A 20,122-nucleotide genomic window follows, 5' to 3' on the forward strand; every position below is an offset into this window, starting at 1 on the left:
AATTTTTGCTATGATTTTACTCAAATTTTAATAAATTTTAGGATAAATTCATTTTATGTTTTTTGAAATAGCTATTATCGGAACAACTGCGAGTGGAAAAACTCATCTGGCTAATTTATTAGCCAAAAATTTTAATGCAGTTATTTTAAGCCTTGATAGTCTTTGTGTGTATAAAGAAATCAATATTGCAAGTGCTAAACCTTCTAAAGAAGAACTTGAAAATTTTCATTATTTTGGCATAGATTTAATCAGTGTTGATGAGCATTTTAATGTGGAGTTATTTATCAAAGAATACCAAAAGGCTAAAGAATTTGCCAAATTAAGAAATTTACCTTTAATTATAACAGGCGGAACTGGATTTTATTTAAAAACCATGATGGATGGCTTAAGCCAAAAAATAGAAGAAATAAAAACTGATCTAAGCAATGATGAAATTTACTCTTTAATGTGCAAAATCGATCCTAGTTTTAAAGTGGAAAAAAATGACACTTATCGTTTGAAAAAATGGTTGAGTATTTATGAGATCACAAAAGAAATTCCTAGTATTTTTTTAAAGCAAACGCAAAAAGAAGGAGTTTTGAAAAATATAGAAATTTATGAAATCGTTTGGGAGCGTAATTTGCTAAGAGATCGCATAAAAATGAGAACTAAAAAAATGCTTGAAGAAGGTCTTTTAGAAGAAGCTAAAAAGCTTTTTTCTCAATTTCATCGCGACACTAAAGCTTTAAATTGCATAGGTTTAAAAGAATGTAAAGAATATTTAGATGGAAAAATTTCTTTTGATGAACTTGAAAATTTAATCACAACGCACACTGCACAACTTGCCAAACGACAAAGAACATTTAATAGAAAATTTCAAAGCATAGCTTTAAATTTTAATGAAGCTTTTGAAATTTTAAAACAAAAATTCACGCATTAAAAAACAAATGCTCGATTAAAATTTTTACACCCAAAATAATCAAAACAGCCCCTCCTAAAAATTCGGCTTTATTTTTTAAGAAAACTCCAAATTTATTACCTATTTTCAAAGCTAAAACGCAAAATACAAAAGTGATAAAACCGATAAATAAAACTGCTATAAACAAAGGAGTTTCTAAAAATGCAAAACTAACTCCAACCGCTAAAGCATCAATGCTAGTCGCAATAGCCAAAGAAAACATAATCTTAAAATCAAACTGATTAGCATGAATATCACATTCTTCATTTTCAAGTGCTTCTTTGATCATTTTTACCCCAATAAAACCGAGTAAAATAAATGCTATCCAATGATCAATACTTGCCACAAAAGACGCAAAACTTAAGCCAATAATATATCCAAAAACAGGCATTAAGGCTTGAAAACCACCAAAATAAGCACCCACAATACAATAATGTTTCAAATTTAATCTCTTAACACTAAAACCCTTACACAAAGAAACTGCAAAGGCATCCATTGCTAAAGCACAAGAAAGAAAAATAAGACTTAAATAATCCATAAAAACTCCAAAAATAAAATGAAATTATAATCAAAAAAATATTAATTTTTTCATAGATAAAATAATTTTAATGGATATTTAAGAATTAAAAATATATAATTTCGCTTTATTAATTTTCAAAAATGTATAAAAGGCCCATTCGTCTAGCGGTTAGGACATCGCCCTTTCACGGCGGTAACACGAGTTCGAGTCTCGTATGGGTCACCACTCATAAATCTACCAAAAAATTAAAAATCTAAAAAAATATTTTTCATAAAGCTTATTTTAAATTACTTTTTTATAACTTTTTATGTTACAATATTTTATCAAAAATAAAAAAGGAGAAAATATGTTTGAATTAAGAAAACTACCTTATGATATCAATGCTTTTGGCGATTTTTTAAGTGCTGAAACATTTAATTATCATTATGGAAAACATCATAATACTTATGTAACTAATTTAAATAATCTTATTAAAGATACGGAATTTGCAAATAAAGATCTTGTAAGCATTATCAAATCATCAAATGGTGGAATTTTTAATAATGCAGCTCAAGTTTATAATCATGATTTTTATTTTGATTGTATCACTCCAAATGCCTGTGAAATAAAAGGGGATTTAAAGGCAGCTTTAGAAAAAGAATTCGGTTCTTTAGAGAATTTTAAAGCTGAATTTATTAAAGGAGCTACAGGTCTTTTTGGATCTGGATGGTTTTGGCTTGTTTATAACAGCAAAAATCAAAAATTAGAATTAATTGCAACTTCAAATGCTGCTACTCCTATCACTGAAGATAAAATTCCTTTACTTGTAGTCGATGTTTGGGAACATGCTTATTATGTAGATCATCGTAATGCTCGTCCTGCTTATTTGGAAAAATTCTATGCTCATATCAATTGGGATTTTGTATCAAAAGCTTATGAGTGGGCTTTAAAAGAAGGTATAAATTCAATCAGCTTCTATGCTAACGAACTTCATCCAGTAAAATGATTCTATTCCGCTTTATGCGGAATAGTTAAAATTTAAAATTCCATTCTCCTTTATCCGTTTTTACTTGAACTTCTAACAATTTACCACATCCAGTTATAGGGATATAGTCCCAGACTTGTCCGTATTTCAATATTTTATTAATTTTAACTTTGCCTTGATCTAAAATGCCCCCAACTTTGCATTTTCCACGATTAGGGACTATATCGGTAATTTTCACAGAATCCACCAAAGAAGTAATTTTTAAAAATTTTGATTTTGAATGAAATAAATGGATTATATTGTTCAAAAGTTTCAATTTGAATAGGAGGTTCTCCACTTCCACAACCTCAAATAAATAATACTAAAACTAACATTTCTAGTTTTTTCATAAAAACTTCCTTTCTAATTTAATCTATTATAATAGCAAGAATCGAACAATTTCATAGAAATGTAGATAAGAATGTTGCGAGAATTAGAAAAGAAAAAGGTTTGTCTCAATTAGAACTTAGCTTAGAAATAGGTTATAAATCTTGTTCTTTGGTGGGTGGAGCTGAATCTGGATATAATAATATCCATTTTAATTTAGAACATTTATACAAAATATCAAAAGTATTACAAGTTGAAATTTCTGATTTTTTTCAAAATATTGAAATCTAAATATTAAATTTTTATTTTTTAATTTTTTATATAATATTATACTTTACATCTAAACACAAAGGAGAAATTTATGGATAATTCTTTATCTGCTTACACTCAAAAATACGAAAAAGAAGGCTATGGATTACAATATCCTGATGGTCATGTTATAAGGTTTTATGAAAGAATTTTAAAATATAAACTCAATAAAACAAGCGGAAATTTGCTAGATTTTGGTTGTGGTAATGGTGTGCATTCTAAATATCTTCAAGACACTACGGGGGGGGGGGTATAAAGCTTACGGCTTAGATATAGTTCCTAGTTTAAAAGAAATTTGGCAAAGAGATCCTAAATTAAATTCTAACAATTTTCATGTTATTGCTCCAAATTCAAGTATAAAAAATCTTTTTAATGTAAAAATGGATTTGATTTTAGCCAATCAAAGTCTTTATTATCTTCCTTTTGAAAGTTTTAAACAAACCGTTCAAGAATTATATGATATTTGCAATAAAGGTGCTATTATCTTCGCAACTATGATGAGTGATAAAGGTTACAGCATGTGTGAAAGAGGAGAGGTTATGGAAAATGGCTTACGCGAAGTCAAAGGATGTCCAAGCGGTAGATTAAGCGGTTCTTCTTTTATTCGCTTTACCAAAGATATTGAAGAACTAAAAGAAGATTTTAAACCTTTCAAGCCTTTATTTTGGGGTGATTACGAGCTTATTAATCTTTATAATTTTGAAGGTAGTGTGCAACATTTTATCTACATAGGGCAAAAGTAAGTGTTTTACACTTACTCCCCTAAATTTGGCGTCATTTCGATGATTTTCCAAGGAAGCCCACTAGAATTAAGTTCATCCATGAAAGGTTTAGCGTCAAATTCCTCCATATTAAACACGCCTTGACCTTGCCAAATTCCTTTAGCAATTAGCTTAGTGCCTATCATCGCAGGAACTCCTGTAGTGTAACTTACTGCTTGTGCGCCAGTTTCTTTATAGCATTCTTCATGATTGCAAACATTATAAATATAAATTTGCTTATCCTTGCCATCTTTAATCCCGCGTATCACACAACCTATATTAGTATAACCTTTAGTTCTAGGACCTAAACTTGCAGGATCTGGCAATAAAGTCTTTAAAAATTCAATCGGAATAATTTCTCTTCCTTGATGCATTACAGGTTTAATTCCAAGCATTCCAACATTTTCAAGGCATTTCATGTGGGTAAGATAACTTTGACCAAAAGTCATAAAGAATCGAATTCTTTTAAGTCCTTTGATATTTTTAACTAAACTTTCAAGCTCTTCATGATAAAGCAAATAGCTATCTTTGACTCCAACTTCTGGATAATCCCATTCCATTTTTATTTGCATCGGTTCTGTTTCTATCCATTGCCCATTTTCCCAGTAACGCCCTTTAGCTGAAACTTCGCGTAAGTTAATTTCTGGATTAAAATTAGTTGCAAAAGCATAACCATGATCACCCGCATTGCAATCTAAAATATCAATATAATGAATTTCATCAAATAAATTTTGTTGAGCATAAGCGCAAAAAACATTAGTCACCCCTGGATCAAATCCACTTCCTAAAAGTCCTAAAATTCCATTTTCTTTGAATTTTTCATTTCTGGCCCATTGTTCTTTGTATTCAAATTTAGCTAAATCAGGGTGTTCATAATTTGCTGTATCTATATAATGAATTCCTGCCTTTATACAAGCATCCATTAAGCTTAAATCTTGATAAGGTAAAGCAACATTAAGCAAAATTTGCGCCCCTGTTTTTTTGATAAGCTCTACAACCGCATCACTATCATCAGCATCAATTTGTGCGGTTTGAATTTGCACCCCCAAACGTTCTTTAATAAAAGCGGCAATTTCATCACATTTGCTTTTAGTTCTACTGGCTAAAGTGATTTTAGAAAAAGTATCAGAATTCATTGCGCATTTTACAGTAGCTACGCGACTAACACCTCCTGCGCCTATGATTAAAAGATTTTTCATTCTTCATTCCTTTAATAAACTAAAGTTATATTATATCATTTTTTACCTTGCTAAAGTAGAATATCAAAATATAAATAAATAAGGAGATTGATGTTTCATTCTTTTTTTGCTTCTAAAAAGTGGGCTTTGTGGGCTTATTTAGGGCTTTTTTTGCTTTTGCTTTTTTTATATTTGCAAACAAGTTTTAATGTGGCACTTAATTCTTGGTATAATGACTTTTATAACACCATCCAAAAACCAAAAATTAATGCCATTGTTTTAAATTTTGACGAAGCAAAATTCAAGCAAGATTTTAAAATCACTCCTTCTTTACTTAGAGAACTTGACATTGACTCTAAAGACTATAATCAAAGTTTTGTGTATGAAAAAGCCAAAGCTAAAAAAATTCAAGAAATTCAAAATGAAAACAAACAAAGACTAAATATAGAAACCACGCAAAATTCATCCTATATTGACAAAGATATTTTTAGGCAAATTATCCAAATTTTAGAAGAACAAAAAGATTATAAAGAACAAAACTTAACGCAAATTTCTCAAAAAATTAAAGATAAAAATTTATCTCTAGATCAAATTAATTCAGTAGTGCAAAGCATTATAAAGGCGAAAGAACAAGCTAAAAATTCTTTTGAAAATGCTAATTTTATTAATAAATTTGCAATTTATTATTATCAAAATTTATTAAAATATTTTCTTCAAACACCCGCGATACTTGAAAAACCTTTTTATGATTTGCAAGATTTTTATTCACTCATTTTTGTTTTTTTAGGCATTGCCATCCCTTATGTTCTCATTGCAACAATTAATATTTATTTTGCAAGCGTTTATGCTTTTAAATGGCGAGAAGCCATGACTTTTTCTTATTTAAAATTTTGGAAAAATAAAAATGACAATATCGAAGGAAGTTCTCAAAGAATTCAAGAAGATGTTTATAATTTTTCTAAAATTGTAGAAAGTCTTGGACTTTCGTTTGTAAAAGCTTTAATGACTCTTATAGCTTTTATTCCTATTTTGTGGAATTTAAGTGATTTAGCTACTAAGGCATTGTTTTTAAATTTGGATGAAAATTCAAGCTTTTATTTTTTAAAAAATACAGATGGGTTACTTGTTTATGTTGCCCTTTTTATTTCTTTGGGTGGTTTGATAGCTTCTTGGTTTGTAGGGATTAAACTTCCAGGACTTGAATATAACAATCAAAAAGTAGAAGCGGCCTTTAGGAAGGAATTAGTCTATGCCGAAGATAACCGAGAAAAATTTGCGAAAAATGAAACCATAATAGAACTTTTTACTGGACTTAAATTTAGCTACAAAAGACTTTTCTTACATTATGGTTATTTTAATATTTGGCTTATTTTATTTGAGCAAATTATTGTTATTATTCCGTTTTTAATCATGGCTCCAAGTCTTTTTGGAGGTATTATTACGCTTGGAATTGTAATGCAAATCAATAATGCATTTGATCAAGTCAGAAGTTCTTTTAGCGTTTTTATCACAAATTGGACAACTATTACCCAACTTAGAAGTATTTATAAGCGTTTAAAAGAATTTGAAATCAATATAGATTATAAAAAATCTTTAAAATAAAAAATTAAGCAAAAAATTTACTTTTAATTGTATAATTAAGTATTTTATTTTAATTATAAGGAGTTTCATTGGACCCCAGTCAGGTTTTTGATCTAAATCAAACTTTACCTTCATCATCTTTTGATATAGGATATTCTATATTTATGGTTTTTGTTGCACTGCTTTTGGTGCTTTTAAATGGATTTTTCGTTTTATCTGAATTTAGTATTGTTAAAGTAAGACGAACAAAAATCGAAGAAATGGTTAAAGAAAAAAAATCAGGTGCTAAAAAGGCATTGGAAGTTACTTCTAGACTTGATACTTACTTGAGTGCTTGTCAATTAGGTATAACTTTAAGCTCTCTTGCTTTAGGTTGGATCGGTGAACCAGCCGTTGCAAAAATGCTTGAATCTGCTTTATTAAAATTAGGTTTTAATGCTGTTCTTATTCATACTATTTCTTTTATTATCGCCTTTAGCATTATCACTCTTTTACATGTGGTTTTAGGAGAACTTGTGCCAAAATCAATAGCTATAGCTATAGCTGATAAAGCTGTACTTTGGATAGCTAGACCTTTAAATTGGTTTTGGATACTCTTTTTGCCTTTTATTAAAATTTTTGATTTTCTAGCAGCAATAAATTTAAAAATTTTTGGAATCAAACCCGCTAAAGAAAGTGAATTAACCCACAGCGAAGAAGAGATTAAAATCATTGCAAGTGAAAGTCAAAAAGGCGGAGTTTTAGATGAATTTGAAACTGAAATTATCCGCAATGCAGTTGATTTTTCAGATACAGTTGCAAAAGAGGTTATGACACCGCGTAAGGATATGATTTGCTTAAATAAACAAAAAACTTATGAGGAAAATATGCAAATTATTTGTGAGCACAAACACACACGTTTTCCTTATATAGACGGTTCTAAAGATAGCATTTTGGGTATGATTCATATACGCGATATCGTCCAAAATGAACTCAATTCTAAAAGTAAAAATTTAGATTCTTTTGTTAAACCTCTTATTTTAGTTCCTGAAAATATCAGCATTTCAAAAGTTTTAGTAAGAATGAATAAAGAAAGATCTCATACTGCACTTGTTATTGATGAGTATGGCGGTACTGCTGGAATTTTAACCATGGAAGATATCATGGAAGAAATTATCGGCGAGATTAAAAATGAAAATGAAGAAGATAGTTACAAAAAACTTGCTGATAATATTTATGAATTTCAAGGACGTTGCGATATAGAAACCGTCGAAGAAATGCTTTTAATCAGCTATAATGAAGATCTTGAACAAGTTACTATAGGAGGCTATGTTTTTAATCTATTGGGTCGTTTGCCAGTGGTTGGCGATCGCATAGAAGATGAGCTTTGTTATTATGAAGTTAAAAAAATGGATGGAAATTCCATAGAGCGAGTTAAGGTTGTAAAAAAAACCGGCAATGAAGAAGAAGTAAGCTAATCTTACTTCTTTCTATAAATATTATTTTTTATTTCTATACACTTAAAACCTTCTTTATTTAAAGTCACTACGCGTAAATAACCCCCAGCATCGATTTTCCCTTCACATAAAAAAACACGCTTTGCAATTTGAGTTGGTAGCTTTTCTCTATTTCTATGCCCAAAAATTTGATAAATATTTTCTTTGTTTAAATTGCAAAACTGATTAGCAATGCTTTGGCTATTTTCACAATGCCCAACTCCATAAATAAAATCATAACTTGGCATAAAGCTAATCTGCCAAGGTTCAGAAGGCAAGACATTTACACCTCCATGAGAACAAAAAATCAATTTATCTTCAAATTTATAATACAAACACTCTTTTAAATAAGGATAAAATTTTTGCGCGTCATTTGGGGTGAGTTTTTCTTTTTTAAAATCTTTTAATGTATTTTCATTAAATTCCTTAGAATTAGCAAATTCTCCATTTGCCCAATTTATAAGATATTTTTCATGATTTCCTTCCAACAAGCACACATTTTCTTTTTCGCAAATTTTTAATAAAAATTTCAAAACCTTACCATTTTCTATGCCTCTATTAATATAATCTCCTAAAAAAATATAATACTCATCTTCTTTGATTTTTTTAATATATTCTCTTAAAACACTATAGCACCCTTGTATATCTCCTATATGGTGAATCTTTTTATAAGCACTTAAATCAGGGATTTTATAAAGACATTCTCTCCAATTTTGAGGAGTTAAAATCGGATATTTTTTAGGAGTTTTTTCCAGTAAAAAATGCATTCTTTCTAAAAGGGCGTAAGGGATTAAAAAACCTTTTTCTTTGGCTTTTTGTATATTTTTTGTAAAACATTGCTCTAAAGAGCTTTTAAATTCTACAATATAAACTGTATAGCGATATTTATTCGCTAATTCTTTATAATTTTTCAAAACTTGATCATAAGCATTAATAATACAAAATTCACCCTTTTGCATACGCAATTCTAAAAGGGTAAATAAAATTTTATAAAGCTGAGTATCGTTTTTAGTGTTTAAATTTCTATATTCACTTGCAACTTCTTTCACACTTCCAGAAAGCAAACGAAAAAAATTTAAATCAAGCGTATAATCTTGTAATTGATTTTGAGCAATAAATTCTTCTTGTCCTGCGTAATAATTTCCTCGCAATATGAGTAAAATTCGCAACTTTTTACCTAAATTTTCTTTAAAAATTCTGTTTTAAGAACAATAGTGCCAAATTTATCCACTCTAGCTTCAATTTCATTATCTTTTGAACTTAATTTAATATTTTTTATGGTTGTCCCTCTTTTTAAAGTAGCACTAGCTCCTTTTACTTTAAGATCCTTGATCACGCTTACATTATCTCCTGAATTTAACTCGACTCCATTAACATCTTTAGGCATCTTTTTCCTTTCTTTGATCTAAAATATTTAACATTTGAACGATTAAAGCAAAAACCATAGCTACATAAACATAAGCTTTATCTATATGCAAATCAAAACCTTCGGCCACCAAAACGCCACCGATTAACACTAAAAAAGTCAGTGCTAAAATTTTTATACAAGCATATTTTTCAACAAAACTAGCAATCGGCTTAGAAGCAAAAAGCATCACTGCTACGGCAAGAATTACTGCTATAATCATAATTGTAACGTCTTTAGCAATTCCCACAGCAGTAATCACGCTATCTAAAGAAAAGACTATATCTATGATCGCTATTTCAGCTACAACTACCCAAAGTTTATTACTCGCCTTAAATTGACTTTCATTTTCTTCTTTGTGTAAAATTTGATCCTTAATTTCTTTCATGGATTTTATAATCAAAAAAAGTCCTCCAAGCAAAAGCACCAAATCCCTACCTGAAATTTCATTACCCAAGATATCAAACAAAGGCTTTGTGAGCTTCATAACCCAAAAAAGTGATAAAAGAAGTAAAATTCGTGTGATCATCGCAAAAGCAAGACCTAAAATACGCCCTTTATCTCGAGATTTTGGAGGTAACTTAGCCACTAAAATAGCTAAAAAAATAATATTATCAATCCCAAGCACAATTTCAAGTGCAGTTAAAGTGATCAAAACGATCCAAGAATCAAAGCTAAAAACCCATTCAAACATTATTTTTCCTTAATTACATTGCTTTTCAAATATTTTTACTACACTATTAGGTAAAATCTCATATTCTAGATTGTGAATCTTTTCTTCAAATTCATCAAAATTCATTTCTTCTTTTTCAAAAGCTTTTTGAGCAATGATTTTCCCGCCATCGAGTTCTTCATTGACCCAATGCACACTCACTCCAGCCACCTTCATATCGCTTTTAAAACTCTCTTCTATCGCATGAGCTCCTTTAAAAAGTGGAAGTAAAGAAGGATGAAGATTGATCGCTTTAATATTTTTTGTAAAAACCGGACTTAAAATTCTCATAAATCCAGCCAATATGGTTAAATCCGCGCCGCTTTGCTGAATTTTTTCTACTAAAACTTGATCAAATTCTTCCCTAGAAGAAAAATTTTCATGCTCCACAATCACACTTTCAAGTCCATATTTTTTAGCCCTTTGTATGCCAAAAGCATTTTTTTTATTACAAAGACAAAGCACTACTTCATAAGTATTGCCTCTTATAGTTTTTTGGTGGAGTTTTTCTAAAATATTTTCTAAATTACTCCCATTTCCACTAAAAAGAATTGCTAATTTTATAAGCATTTTAATCCTTTTACAAGTTTTATAGCATCAAAGCTATTTTTATTAAATTTATATTTTTTAGCAACCAAAGCATGTGCCAAACAAGCATTTTTGGCTGCTTTTAAAGCTTTAAATTTAGCTCCCAAAAGTGCGGCTATCATTCCGCTTAAAACATCTCCACTTCCACCTTTTGCCAAAGCTTCATTGCCTAGATTAATCACAAATATTTTCTCTTTTTGTATCACAATAGGATTTGCTCCTTTAAGAACCAAAACACAATTATAATTTTTGGCAAATTTTTTCGCATAAAAGAAGCGATTTTTCTGTAAATTCTCCACGCTTAATTCTTCATCAAAACACATTTTCCAAAGTCTTACAAATTCCTTTGGATGCGGAGTAATCACAACATCTTCTCTGTTTAAATACCACAAAATCGCTTCACTTAAAAAACAATTTGCATCCAAAACTAAAGGAATATTTTGCAAAGTCTCATCTTTTAAAAAATCCAAATTTTCAAGCCCCATACCTAAAGCTATAGCTGTGGCTTCATTAGAAATTTTTTGCTTTAACATTAAAAGCGGAGAAAAAGTTTTTTTAGCAACCAAAGATACAAGCCCACTTCCAAAATTAAACGCTCCAAGTCCTGCTAAAGTTCCCGCACTTGAATTTCCAACTATATAAACATGGCCAAATTTGCCTTTATTGGAATTTGCATTTCTTTTGATCGTTTTTAAATCTTTCTTTTCTAAAAGCTTACTTTGTGGTTTAGGGGCAAATTTTTTCATTTTTATACCTAAATTTAAAAGCTTTATTTTTCCTACAAATTCCTTAGCAAAATCTTCAAGCAAAATTTCTTTTAAAGCACCCATACAAGCTGTGATATCGGCTTTAAAACAAGGATTAAAGCCTAAATTTGTAGGTATATCACAAGCTATTTTTAAAGCTTTGCTTTTATTGATTTTTTCTAACAATGCACAATACTTTTCATCCAAAGCCCTATTAGATCCTGTGCCTAAAATACAATCAACAATGATTTTAAATTTATGAATTTTAGGCTCTTTTTTCATCATTTTAAAACCAAAATTAATTAAAATTTGCTCTTGCTGTTTAAAAATATCATTTTCTTTAAAACCTAATTTATAAGCTTTAGCTTTTTTAAGATGTCTTATAGCGACAAGCCCATCCGCTGCGTTATTACCACCACCTAATAAAAATAAAATTTCAGAATTTTTAACTCCTAATTTTTTAGCTTTTTGCGAAATAAGTCTTGCTAAGGCTGTGCCAGCATTTTCCATTAAAATAATTTCACTTAAGCCTTTATTTATGGCATTTTTCTCTAAAAATTGGATATTATCAGTAATAGCTTTCATCGTCTTTAGCCACTAAAAAATAAATATTTTTTTCTCTTTTTTCTTTAAATTTTTTCATTTTAGATAAAAATTTTTGTATCAAAGCACGAAAATTTTTAAATCCATAATTTTGCGGATTAAAATCAGAATACTTTCTATTCATATTTGTGCGAATTTGAGCATATTCTGCACGACCCTTTTCATCGATAAGTTGCTCTGTGATATTGATCAAGGTTTTTAAATAATCATTGCTTAAAACAGTTTTTTTCTTTCTTTCATCTTGATCTAGATAAAAAAATTCACTAAAAGCATTGACATAAGATTGTATCGATTTTTCAAGTCCCATACCAATGACTTGTTTTTTATTTTCTCTAAGTTTTTGTATAAGCGAAGTATAATCACTATCACTTGAAACAATGACAAAAATATCGATATTTTTCTCATAAAATACACTCATAATTTCTGTAATCAAATACATATCGCTAGAATTTTTATTAGCTGCAAAATTAAATTGCTGCATAGCAATGAGTGAGTATTGCGCGATTTGCTCTTTCCAATTTTGGATATTTTTTTGAGTCCAATCCCCATAAATTCGCTTGATAATAATTTCTCCATAATCTGAAGCAATATCAAAAATACTTTTAGCGTATTTTGCGGGAATATTTTCAGCATCGATAAAAATAGCTATGCTTTTATTTTCCATCATTAACCTCTTATCCTAAAACTTAAAGTTTCTAAAATATGACTTTTATTTATGATTTCTTTCTCTTGTAAATCCGCTATACTTCTTGAAACTTTTAAAACCTTATTAACAGATCTTAAAGAAAGATTATAACGAGAAATTGCTAAATCAAGGGTATCTTTAGCATCTTTTTCTAAGGGGCAAAAATTTTGTAAATCCTCATCTTTTAATTTTCCATTAAATTCTTTCTGTCCTCGCTTTTTTCCAAAAATAAAGCCTTGCAAAATTTTTTCACTCATTTCTTTAGAAGTCACACTTGCTTTATCATCCTTACTGATTTCATCCATGGCAACATACAAATCAATACGATCCATCACAGCAGATGAAATATGATTTTTGTATTTTTTAATTTCATTATCTGTGCAAGTACAAGATAAATTTTTAGAAAATAAATTAGCACAAGGGCAAGGATTTTGTGCTGCAACAAAGCTAAATTTTGTTTCATAGGTGGTTTTAGAATTTACCCTTGAAATATGAATTTTATAATCCTCCAAAGGCTCTCTTAAACTTTCTATGATTTGTTTATTAAAATGTGGAAATTCATCAAAAAACAAAACTCCTCCATTTGCGAGTGCCACCTCTCCAATTTTAGCATTCTTAGCGCCACCTCCAAAAATACTGGCTCTAGTAGAGGTGTGATGCGGATGACGAAAAGCTCTTGTTTTAGCAAATTCGCATTCTTTAGAATTTAAAGACATGTAAGCATTTTGCATTAAAACCTCACTCAAACTTTGAGGAGGCATAATATAAACTAGGCGTTTTGCACACATACTTTTGCCACTTCCTGGACTTCCTTCAAAAAGTATATTATGCATTCCAAGCGCAGCAATCATACAAGCTTTTTTAGCTTTTTCCTGCCCTTTTACATCTTTAAAATCTAAATCAAATTGATTATTAGGGATAAAAATTTCATCATTGATTTTTAAAGGATTACTAAATAAAGGATGATTTTGCAAGAATTTAAATTTTTCATAATTTTTTTCTTTGAAAAATTCAATCGCCTCATTTAAATTTTCAAGTCCATAAATTTCTAAGTTAGGGATCATAGAAGCTTTTAAAGCTATGCTTTTTGGCACAACAACTTTAGCATGATTTATTTTAGCGGATAAAAACAAAAGAAGGGAAAAGAGTTCATTTGTGCTTTTTATACTTCCATCAAGCCCCAATTCTCCCACTACAAAAAAATCGTCCAATTCTTCATTTTGGAGTAAAATAAGCACAGCGATAGCTAAATCAAAATGCGATCCTCTTTTGGGAATTCCCGATGGACTTAGATTGATAGTAATTTTTTTAGCTGGAAATGTAAAATCGCAACTTAAAAGCGTCGCTTTTATACGCTCAATACTTTCTTTGATCGCTGTATTTGCAAGTCCTACTATGCTTAAATTAGGCAAACCTCTTGTAAAAGTTGATTCTACATCAATAATGTCTAAATTTTCACCATAACTGATGCATTTTAATTTTTTCATTTAGCTTTTTTTTGATTTTTCAATTTCTTTTTAAAATCCTTATCAAATTTTTGCCTTTTTAAAAAAGAAATTTTTTCTATAAACAAATGCCCATTTAAATGGTCATTTTCATGCTGAATAGCTACAGCTAAAAAATCTTTAGCCTCTAATTCTTTATGTTCTCCAAAACGATCTTGATACTTTAACAAAATATGATTATAGCGTCGCACCTCTTCAAAAAAATCAGGAATACTCAAACAACCTTCAGTATAAATGATCGTTTCTTCACTTAAAGGGATAATTTCAGGGTTGATAATTTCAAGTAAATCTTCTTTTTTTTGCTCCCCATTTTCATCTACAATATTAACCAATAAGGCTCTTAAAGGGATATCAACCTGTATAGCGGCCAAACCCACTCCTTGACTTGCGATCATCGTTTCATACATATCATCAAGCAAATCATGTAAATTTGAGTCAAATTCCACAACAGGTTCTGATTCTAAAAATAATCTAGGATTAGGATAAGTAATAATCTTTCTAATCATAAAATTTCATCACCTTAAATTATTTAAAACTTTTTTCTAAAACCTTATCGATTAAACCATACTCTTTAGCTTCTTGTGCTGACATGAAAAAATCTCTTTCTGTGTCTTTGGCGATTTTAGCAACTTTTTGCTTAGTATTTTTAGCCAAAATATCATTAAGTATAGTCTTAAGTCTTAAAATTTCTTTAGCTTGAATTTCTATATCTGTTGCTTGTCCTCTAGCACCACCTAAAGGTTGATGGATCATAATCCTTGAATTTGGCAACGCAAAACGTTTGCCTTCTGCTCCACAACTTAATAAAAACGCCCCCATGGAAGCTGCTTGACCTATGCAAATAGTACAAACATCTGGCTTAATATAATTCATAGTATCATAAATACTAAAACCGCTTGTGATCACTCCGCCTGGAGAATTAATATAAAGATAAATATCTTTTTGTGGATCTTCAGCCTCTAAAAAAAGAAGTTGAGCCACAATTGAAGCAGCAAGATCATCGTGAATCTCGCCACTAAGCATAACAATTCTATCCTTTAAAAGCCTAGAATAAATATCATAACTTCTTTCCCCGCGACTTGATTTTTCAATAACATAAGGAATAACCATTATTTATCCTCTTTTTGTTTTTTGCTTGATTTTTCTGTTTTTGGCATAAAAATATCATTGAAAAGTTTTTCTTCAATCAAAGCCATTTTTACAGCTGGTAAAGCTCCTTGTTTTTTATAATTATCCAAATGTTCTTTTGGATTCATTCCATAGCGATACGCTTCAAAATAAATCGCTTGAACAAGCTCTTGATCATTCACTTCTATTTTACGAATTTTTGCAAGTTCATCAATAATAAAAGTTAATTTTACGCTTTTTTGTGCTTCTTCTTTGAAAGAATCACGTTTTTGTTGATATTTTTCTTTATCAGCTTTAATCTCTTCAATTTCTTTTTCACTAAAAGTATTAAATGCTGCACGGAATTGCATATCCGTTTCTTGCTCTACTATACCGCGTGGTAAATCAAAATTATATTCTGCGATTAAAGCGTCTGCGAATTTAGCCTTTAACTCATCATTTACAAGTTTAAATAATTTTTCATTTTTAATTTGCTCTTTTAATTTCTCTTCCAAAAGCTCTACGCTTGGTTTTTCTTCATTTGGTAAAAGTTTTTTAACCATTTCTTCATCAAGTTCTGGCATTTTAAGTTCTTGAATTTCGTGAAGTTTTACTTTAAATACCGCATCTTTTCCTGCCAAATGAGGAGCTCCATATTCTTTAGGAAAAGTAACATTGATATCTTTTTCTTCTCCTATTTTCATACCCACCATGCCTTCTTCAAAACCTGGTATAAATTGCTTAGAACCTATTTCTAAAATATAATTTTCAGCTTTTCCGCCATCAAAAGGTTTTTCATCCACAAAACCTTCAAAATCAAATTTAGCAAAATCTCCCTCTTTTAAAGCTCTTTTTGTTTTAATAGCTTCAGGAGTTGCAAATCTTTTTAATAATTCTTCTTTTTTTTCATCAATTTCTTTTTTTGTAACTTTAGGAGTTTGATACTCTGGAATAAGTTTTTCATAACCATCTAACTTAAGTTCTGGTTTGAAAGAAAGTGCCAATTCTGCAATTATTTCTCCATTTTGGCGATCAAATTTTTCAAAATAAGGCTCACCAACAAGCTCTTTTGCCTCTTTTTTTAATTCTTTCAAAGCATTATCTACAGCAGATTTAAAAAGATTTTGTTCTGCATCTTGAGTTAGTTCTTTTTCATATCTTTTAAGCACAGCTGCGACTGGAACTTTTCCAGGTCTAAAACCATCCATTTTTATATTTTTAGAAGCTTTTTTTGCCAAATTTTCCACTTCATTTTTAATCATTCCCGAAGGAATTTTTACGCTAGCAGTCGCATTTACAGAATCTAATTGCTTTGCTTTTACTTCCATGATTATTTTTCCTTATAAAATAAAATTTAGCTTTAATAATAGCAAATTTTTCCTTATTACTTGCATAAAATTTTAAAGCAATTTATGATAAAATGACAAAAATCAAAAACTACTATGGAGATAATTTTGCAAAAAGAGTTTGAAAAATGTATAACAACCATACTTGAATCCGTAGGAGAAAATCCAAATAGAGAAGGATTATTAAAAACTCCTAATCGCGTTTTCAAGGCTTTTCAATTTTTAACTAAAGGCTATCATGAAAATATTAAAGATGTTTTAAATGACGCCTTATTTCAAAGCTCTAACAATGAAATGGTTTTAGTCCGCGATATAGAATTTTATAGTCTTTGCGAACATCATCTTTTGCCATTTTTTGGACGCGTCCATGTAGCTTATATTCCCGATCAAAAAGTCGTGGGCTTGAGTAAAATTCCTCGTCTTGTAGAAGTTTTTGCGAGGCGTTTGCAAATTCAAGAACAACTCACAGAGCAAATTGCTGATGCACTCATGGAAAATGTTAATGCAAAAGGAGTAGGCGTTGTCATAGAAGCACGCCATATGTGTGTGGAAATGCGTGGGGTGCAAAAGGTTAATTCCACTACTTCCACTTCAGCCCTTAGAGGGTTGTTTTTAAAAAATGAAAAAACACGCAAAGAATTTTTTGAACTTATCAATTCCCCTAAACAGGTTCGTTTTTAATGAATTTAGAAAAACTTCGCTCCAAACTCGGCAAAGAAAATTTAAGTGCTGTTTTTGGAGAGATTACAAAAATATCAGCCACAAGTATTGAAATTCGCGGACTTAAAACAGGAGTTGGAGATATCGTTAAGCTTGTTTCCAATGAAAATCCAAATTTAAATACTTTAGCTATGGTTGTAGAAATCAAAGAACAATTTAGCTATCTAAGCCCTTTTAGCTTTATAGAAGGTTTTAAAATCGGGGATCGTGCTTTTATCAGCGATGCTGGGATGCAAATAGGAGTGAGTGATGAACTTTTGGGACGAGTGGTTGATCCTTTTATGCGTCCTAAAGATGGAAAAGCTCCTATTGAAGTAAGTAAATACATGCCTATCATGCGTGCTCCTATTGATGCGATGAAAAGGGGATTGATTGAAGAAGTTTTTCCTGTAGGAGTTAAAACCATTGATGCTTTATTAACTTGTGGAGTAGGACAAAAATTAGGTATTTTTGCAGGAAGTGGGGTAGGAAAATCTACCCTTATGGGAATGATAGTTAAAAATTCAAAAGCACCTATAAAAGTAGTAGCCTTAATCGGCGAAAGAGGACGTGAAATCCCCGAATTTATACAAAAAAATTTAGGTGGAAAACTTGACGATACAGTCATCATTGTAGCAACAAGCGATGATAGTGCTTTAATGCGTAAATATGGTGCATTTTGTGCTATGAGTGTAGCAGAATATTTCAAAGAACAGGGCAAAGATGTTCTTTTTATCATGGATAGTGTAACGCGTTTTGCTATGGCTCAAAGAGAAATAGGACTTGCTCTTGGCGAACCTCCTACAACCAAAGGATACCCACCTAGCGTTTTAAGTCTTTTGCCTCAACTCATGGAAAGAACTGGAAAAGAAGAAGGAAAAGGAACTATCACAGCATTTTTTACCGTGCTTGTTGATGGAGATGATATGAGTGATCCAATCGCTGATCAAAGTAGATCTATTTTAGACGGACACATAGTTTTAAGCAGAGAACTTACTGATTTTGGAATTTATCCACCTATTAATATACAAAATTCAGCTTCAAGGGTTATGGGGGATATCATTACACCCGAACACAAACTCTTAGCAAGAAAATTTAAAAGACTTAATTCTTTATTAAAAGAAAATGAGGTTTTACTCCGCATCGGTGCTTACCAAAAAGGAAGTGATAGAGAGCTTGATGAAGCTATTGCTAAAAAAGATTTTATGCAAAAATTTTTAGGGCAAAATCCTGAAGAAAGTTTTGAATTTGATGAAACCATAAAACTTTTAGAACAAATCAATTCCACTCCTCAACCCACAAATACAGGTAGCATGAATGCTGTTTTACCAAATCCAAACCAATCTCAATAATAAAATCTTTTTTAAATCTTTTATCTCAAACTATTCTTGAAAGCTAAGAAAAAACTGATACTAAAGAATTAATTTTTAAAAACTAAATAATAAATTTTTATTTTTTTGCACATTTATTACTACAAAGATTTTTTTGTGACATAAAAAAATAAATAATTTAGTTTAAATTTTAATATAAATTTAATATGATAAATTTAATTTTAATAAATATTTTTTATGAGTATTTTTGTAACATTTTTTAATACAAAATGCAAATTTTTACGGGTTTTTATTTTTGTTTTTTTTTTTTTTGATAGAATCAAGAGTTATTTTATCTTAAATTTGATTTTTTAAAAAGGAGAAAAATTCGTAATGAAAAGTTTAAAATTTAAACTTTCGCTTGTAACAAATGTGATAGCAATTATTGCTTTGGTTATTTTAGGAGTTGTGGGTTTTTTATTTACAAAAAACGCATTGTTTAAAACTATAGAAAATACTGAAATCAATGCTATTAAAGTTGCAAAAACAGATATGGAAGATTTTAGAGCCAAAAATCTTTCATCATTGCAGAAATTAAGCAAAGATGTTTTATCTTTACCTTTAGAAAAAATTAATTCCCAAGAAGCTTTAATGGCAAATATAGGAAATTTGTTTAAATCCTATAAGCACTCATCCAATCTTTTAGCTGTTTATATAGGTCTAGCAAATGGCAGTAACGTTGTAAGCGATACTGAAAGCGAAAAAAATGGCAAAAGTTTAAGAATAAATGGCAAAAATAATGGATACGATGCCACTACAAGAGAATGGTATCAAGGAGCTAGAAATACAAATTCAGTCTATGTTCAACCTTACTATGTTGATCCTGTAAGCAATGAAACTATATTTACTTATTCTAAAGCCCTTTATAAAGATGGTCAATTTATAGGAGTTTTGGCAATTGATGTAAGTTTAAAAATGCTTCAAAAAACTTTTGAGAGCAAACCAGGAAACGCTTTTTTAATTGATAAAAATAACAATATATTTGTTGCCTCCAATCCCTCTGAAATGAATAGTGGTTTTCAAAATACTTCTTTATTGTTGGAAAACTTAAAACAATATGGAAAATTTCAACCTTTTCTTATTGAAGCAGGTGGAGTTGAAAATTTAGGTATGTGCTCTCCGGTTTTAAACTATACAGCCTGTATAACCGAACCTACAGATAAAATTTATCAATCTATTAATAAAATTGCACTGATTCAAATCATTTTAGTATTAACTATAGTGATATTAAGTACAATTTTAATGTATTTCATTGTATCGCGTTA

23 protein-coding genes and 1 tRNA gene are annotated in these 20,122 nt (G+C 29.9%); 11 read left to right on the forward strand and 13 right to left on the reverse strand.

Annotated elements, in window-relative coordinates:
* Nucleotides 1-55: 55 nt before the first annotated feature.
* The gene (miaA, locus tag H2279_RS05790; protein WP_137624074.1) at nt 56-919 is read left to right on the forward strand and encodes a tRNA (adenosine(37)-N6)-dimethylallyltransferase MiaA; all 864 of its coding nucleotides are present in this window, start codon (nt 56-58) and stop codon (nt 917-919) included.
* Here the strand turns inward: miaA and H2279_RS05795 are convergent.
* Nucleotides 909-1,475, reverse strand: a complete 567-nt coding sequence (locus H2279_RS05795) for a manganese efflux pump MntP (protein ID WP_337195889.1) — start codon at nt 1,473-1,475, stop codon at nt 909-911. The genes miaA and H2279_RS05795 overlap by 11 nt on opposite strands.
* A 132-nt stretch (nt 1,476-1,607) precedes the next feature.
* Here H2279_RS05795 and H2279_RS05800 point away from each other — a divergent pair.
* Nucleotides 1,608-1,682: transfer RNA gene (locus H2279_RS05800), tRNA-Glu, on the forward strand.
* Nucleotides 1,683-1,803: 121 nt separating this feature from the next.
* Nucleotides 1,804-2,442 carry a superoxide dismutase [Fe] gene (gene sodB / locus H2279_RS05805; protein ID WP_337195890.1) on the forward strand — a complete coding sequence of 213 codons (639 nt, stop codon included), beginning with the start codon at nt 1,804-1,806 and terminating at the stop codon, nt 2,440-2,442.
* A 25-nt stretch (nt 2,443-2,467) separates the two neighbouring features.
* On the opposite strand, the gene H2279_RS05810 is transcribed toward sodB, so the two are convergent.
* Nucleotides 2,468-2,728, reverse strand: a complete 261-nt coding sequence (locus H2279_RS05810) for a hypothetical protein (protein ID WP_337195891.1) — start codon at nt 2,726-2,728, stop codon at nt 2,468-2,470.
* A 164-nt stretch (nt 2,729-2,892) separates the two neighbouring features.
* Here H2279_RS05810 and H2279_RS05815 point away from each other — a divergent pair, with 164 nt between their 5' ends.
* From H2279_RS05815 to H2279_RS05825, 3 genes are all read left to right on the forward strand, one after another.
* On the forward strand, nt 2,893-3,078 hold the full coding sequence (locus H2279_RS05815) for a helix-turn-helix domain-containing protein (RefSeq protein ID WP_337195905.1): 186 nt from the start codon (nt 2,893-2,895) through the stop codon (nt 3,076-3,078).
* A 70-nt stretch (nt 3,079-3,148) separates the two neighbouring features.
* The gene (locus tag H2279_RS05820) at nt 3,149-3,352 is read left to right on the forward strand and encodes a hypothetical protein (protein WP_337195892.1); all 204 of its coding nucleotides are present in this window, start codon (nt 3,149-3,151) and stop codon (nt 3,350-3,352) included.
* Complete coding sequence (locus tag H2279_RS05825) at nt 3,303-3,839, forward strand: class I SAM-dependent methyltransferase (RefSeq protein ID WP_337195893.1); 537 nt, start codon at nt 3,303-3,305, stop codon at nt 3,837-3,839. The genes H2279_RS05820 and H2279_RS05825 overlap by 50 nt, the downstream gene beginning before the upstream one ends.
* An 11-nt stretch (nt 3,840-3,850) precedes the next feature.
* Here H2279_RS05825 and H2279_RS05830 read toward each other — a convergent pair whose 3' ends face one another.
* Entirely contained in the window at nt 3,851-5,056 is a 1,206-nt protein-coding gene (locus H2279_RS05830; RefSeq protein WP_337195894.1) for a saccharopine dehydrogenase family protein, read from the reverse strand.
* 90 nt (nt 5,057-5,146) lie between these two features.
* On the opposite strand from H2279_RS05830, the gene H2279_RS05835 reads away from it, so the two are divergent.
* Nucleotides 5,147-6,637 (forward strand): putative transporter, encoded by a 1,491-nt coding sequence (locus H2279_RS05835; protein ID WP_337195895.1) that lies wholly within the window; start codon nt 5,147-5,149, stop codon nt 6,635-6,637.
* 68 nt (nt 6,638-6,705) lie between these two features.
* The gene (locus H2279_RS05840) at nt 6,706-8,073 is read left to right on the forward strand and encodes a hemolysin family protein (protein WP_137624079.1); all 1,368 of its coding nucleotides are present in this window, start codon (nt 6,706-6,708) and stop codon (nt 8,071-8,073) included.
* Nucleotides 8,074-8,075: 2 nt separating this feature from the next.
* Here H2279_RS05840 and H2279_RS05845 read toward each other — a convergent pair whose 3' ends face one another.
* From H2279_RS05845 to tig, 10 genes are read right to left on the reverse strand one after another with little or no spacing between them, the layout of a single operon-like run.
* On the reverse strand, nt 8,076-9,260 hold the full coding sequence (locus H2279_RS05845; RefSeq protein ID WP_137624080.1) for a metallophosphoesterase family protein: 1,185 nt from the start codon (nt 9,258-9,260) through the stop codon (nt 8,076-8,078).
* 8 nt (nt 9,261-9,268) lie between these two features.
* On the reverse strand, nt 9,269-9,478 hold the full coding sequence (locus H2279_RS05850; protein WP_137624081.1) for an alkylphosphonate utilization protein: 210 nt from the start codon (nt 9,476-9,478) through the stop codon (nt 9,269-9,271).
* On the reverse strand, nt 9,471-10,190 hold the full coding sequence (locus H2279_RS05855; protein ID WP_137624082.1) for a TerC family protein: 720 nt from the start codon (nt 10,188-10,190) through the stop codon (nt 9,471-9,473). Before H2279_RS05855 ends, H2279_RS05850 begins: the two co-directional genes overlap by 8 nt.
* A gap of 9 nt (nt 10,191-10,199) precedes the next feature.
* Nucleotides 10,200-10,778: a phosphoribosylglycinamide formyltransferase gene (gene purN / locus H2279_RS05860; RefSeq protein ID WP_337195896.1), complete on the reverse strand. Its 579-nt coding sequence runs from the start codon at nt 10,776-10,778 to the stop codon at nt 10,200-10,202.
* Nucleotides 10,769-12,127: an NAD(P)H-hydrate dehydratase gene (locus tag H2279_RS05865; RefSeq protein ID WP_337195897.1), complete on the reverse strand. Its 1,359-nt coding sequence runs from the start codon at nt 12,125-12,127 to the stop codon at nt 10,769-10,771. Before H2279_RS05865 ends, purN begins: the two co-directional genes overlap by 10 nt.
* Complete coding sequence (locus H2279_RS05870; RefSeq protein WP_337195898.1) at nt 12,111-12,809, reverse strand: NYN domain-containing protein; 699 nt, start codon at nt 12,807-12,809, stop codon at nt 12,111-12,113. Before H2279_RS05870 ends, H2279_RS05865 begins: the two co-directional genes overlap by 17 nt.
* A gap of 2 nt (nt 12,810-12,811) precedes the next feature.
* Nucleotides 12,812-14,317 carry a YifB family Mg chelatase-like AAA ATPase gene (locus H2279_RS05875; protein ID WP_337195899.1) on the reverse strand — a complete coding sequence of 502 codons (1,506 nt, stop codon included), beginning with the start codon at nt 14,315-14,317 and terminating at the stop codon, nt 12,812-12,814.
* Nucleotides 14,314-14,841, reverse strand: coding sequence for a peptide deformylase (gene def / locus H2279_RS05880; protein WP_337195900.1), 528 nt, complete (start codon nt 14,839-14,841; stop codon nt 14,314-14,316). The genes H2279_RS05875 and def overlap by 4 nt, the downstream gene beginning before the upstream one ends.
* Nucleotides 14,842-14,860: 19 nt before the next feature.
* Nucleotides 14,861-15,445 (reverse strand): ATP-dependent Clp endopeptidase proteolytic subunit ClpP, encoded by a 585-nt coding sequence (clpP, locus tag H2279_RS05885; protein ID WP_137624088.1) that lies wholly within the window; start codon nt 15,443-15,445, stop codon nt 14,861-14,863.
* Nucleotides 15,445-16,770 carry a trigger factor gene (gene tig, locus H2279_RS05890; RefSeq protein WP_337195901.1) on the reverse strand — a complete coding sequence of 442 codons (1,326 nt, stop codon included), beginning with the start codon at nt 16,768-16,770 and terminating at the stop codon, nt 15,445-15,447. The genes clpP and tig overlap by 1 nt, the downstream gene beginning before the upstream one ends.
* A 126-nt stretch (nt 16,771-16,896) precedes the next feature.
* On the opposite strand from tig, the gene folE reads away from it, so the two are divergent.
* The 3 genes from folE to H2279_RS05905 form a co-directional block, all read left to right on the forward strand.
* On the forward strand, nt 16,897-17,469 hold the full coding sequence (gene folE / locus H2279_RS05895; protein WP_137624090.1) for a GTP cyclohydrolase I FolE: 573 nt from the start codon (nt 16,897-16,899) through the stop codon (nt 17,467-17,469).
* A complete protein-coding gene (gene fliI / locus H2279_RS05900) occupies nt 17,469-18,839 on the forward strand; it encodes a flagellar protein export ATPase FliI (RefSeq protein WP_337195902.1) in 1,371 nt (456 codons plus the stop codon). The genes folE and fliI overlap by 1 nt, the downstream gene beginning before the upstream one ends.
* Nucleotides 18,840-19,190: 351 nt before the next feature.
* A partial coding sequence (locus H2279_RS05905) for a cache domain-containing protein (protein WP_337195903.1) occupies nt 19,191-20,122 on the forward strand: 932 nt, incomplete at its 3' end.

It is taken from the genome of Campylobacter sp. B0100352/1 (assembly GCF_020135855.1).
GTDB lineage: Bacteria > Campylobacterota > Campylobacteria > Campylobacterales > Campylobacteraceae > Campylobacter_D > Campylobacter_D taeniopygiae.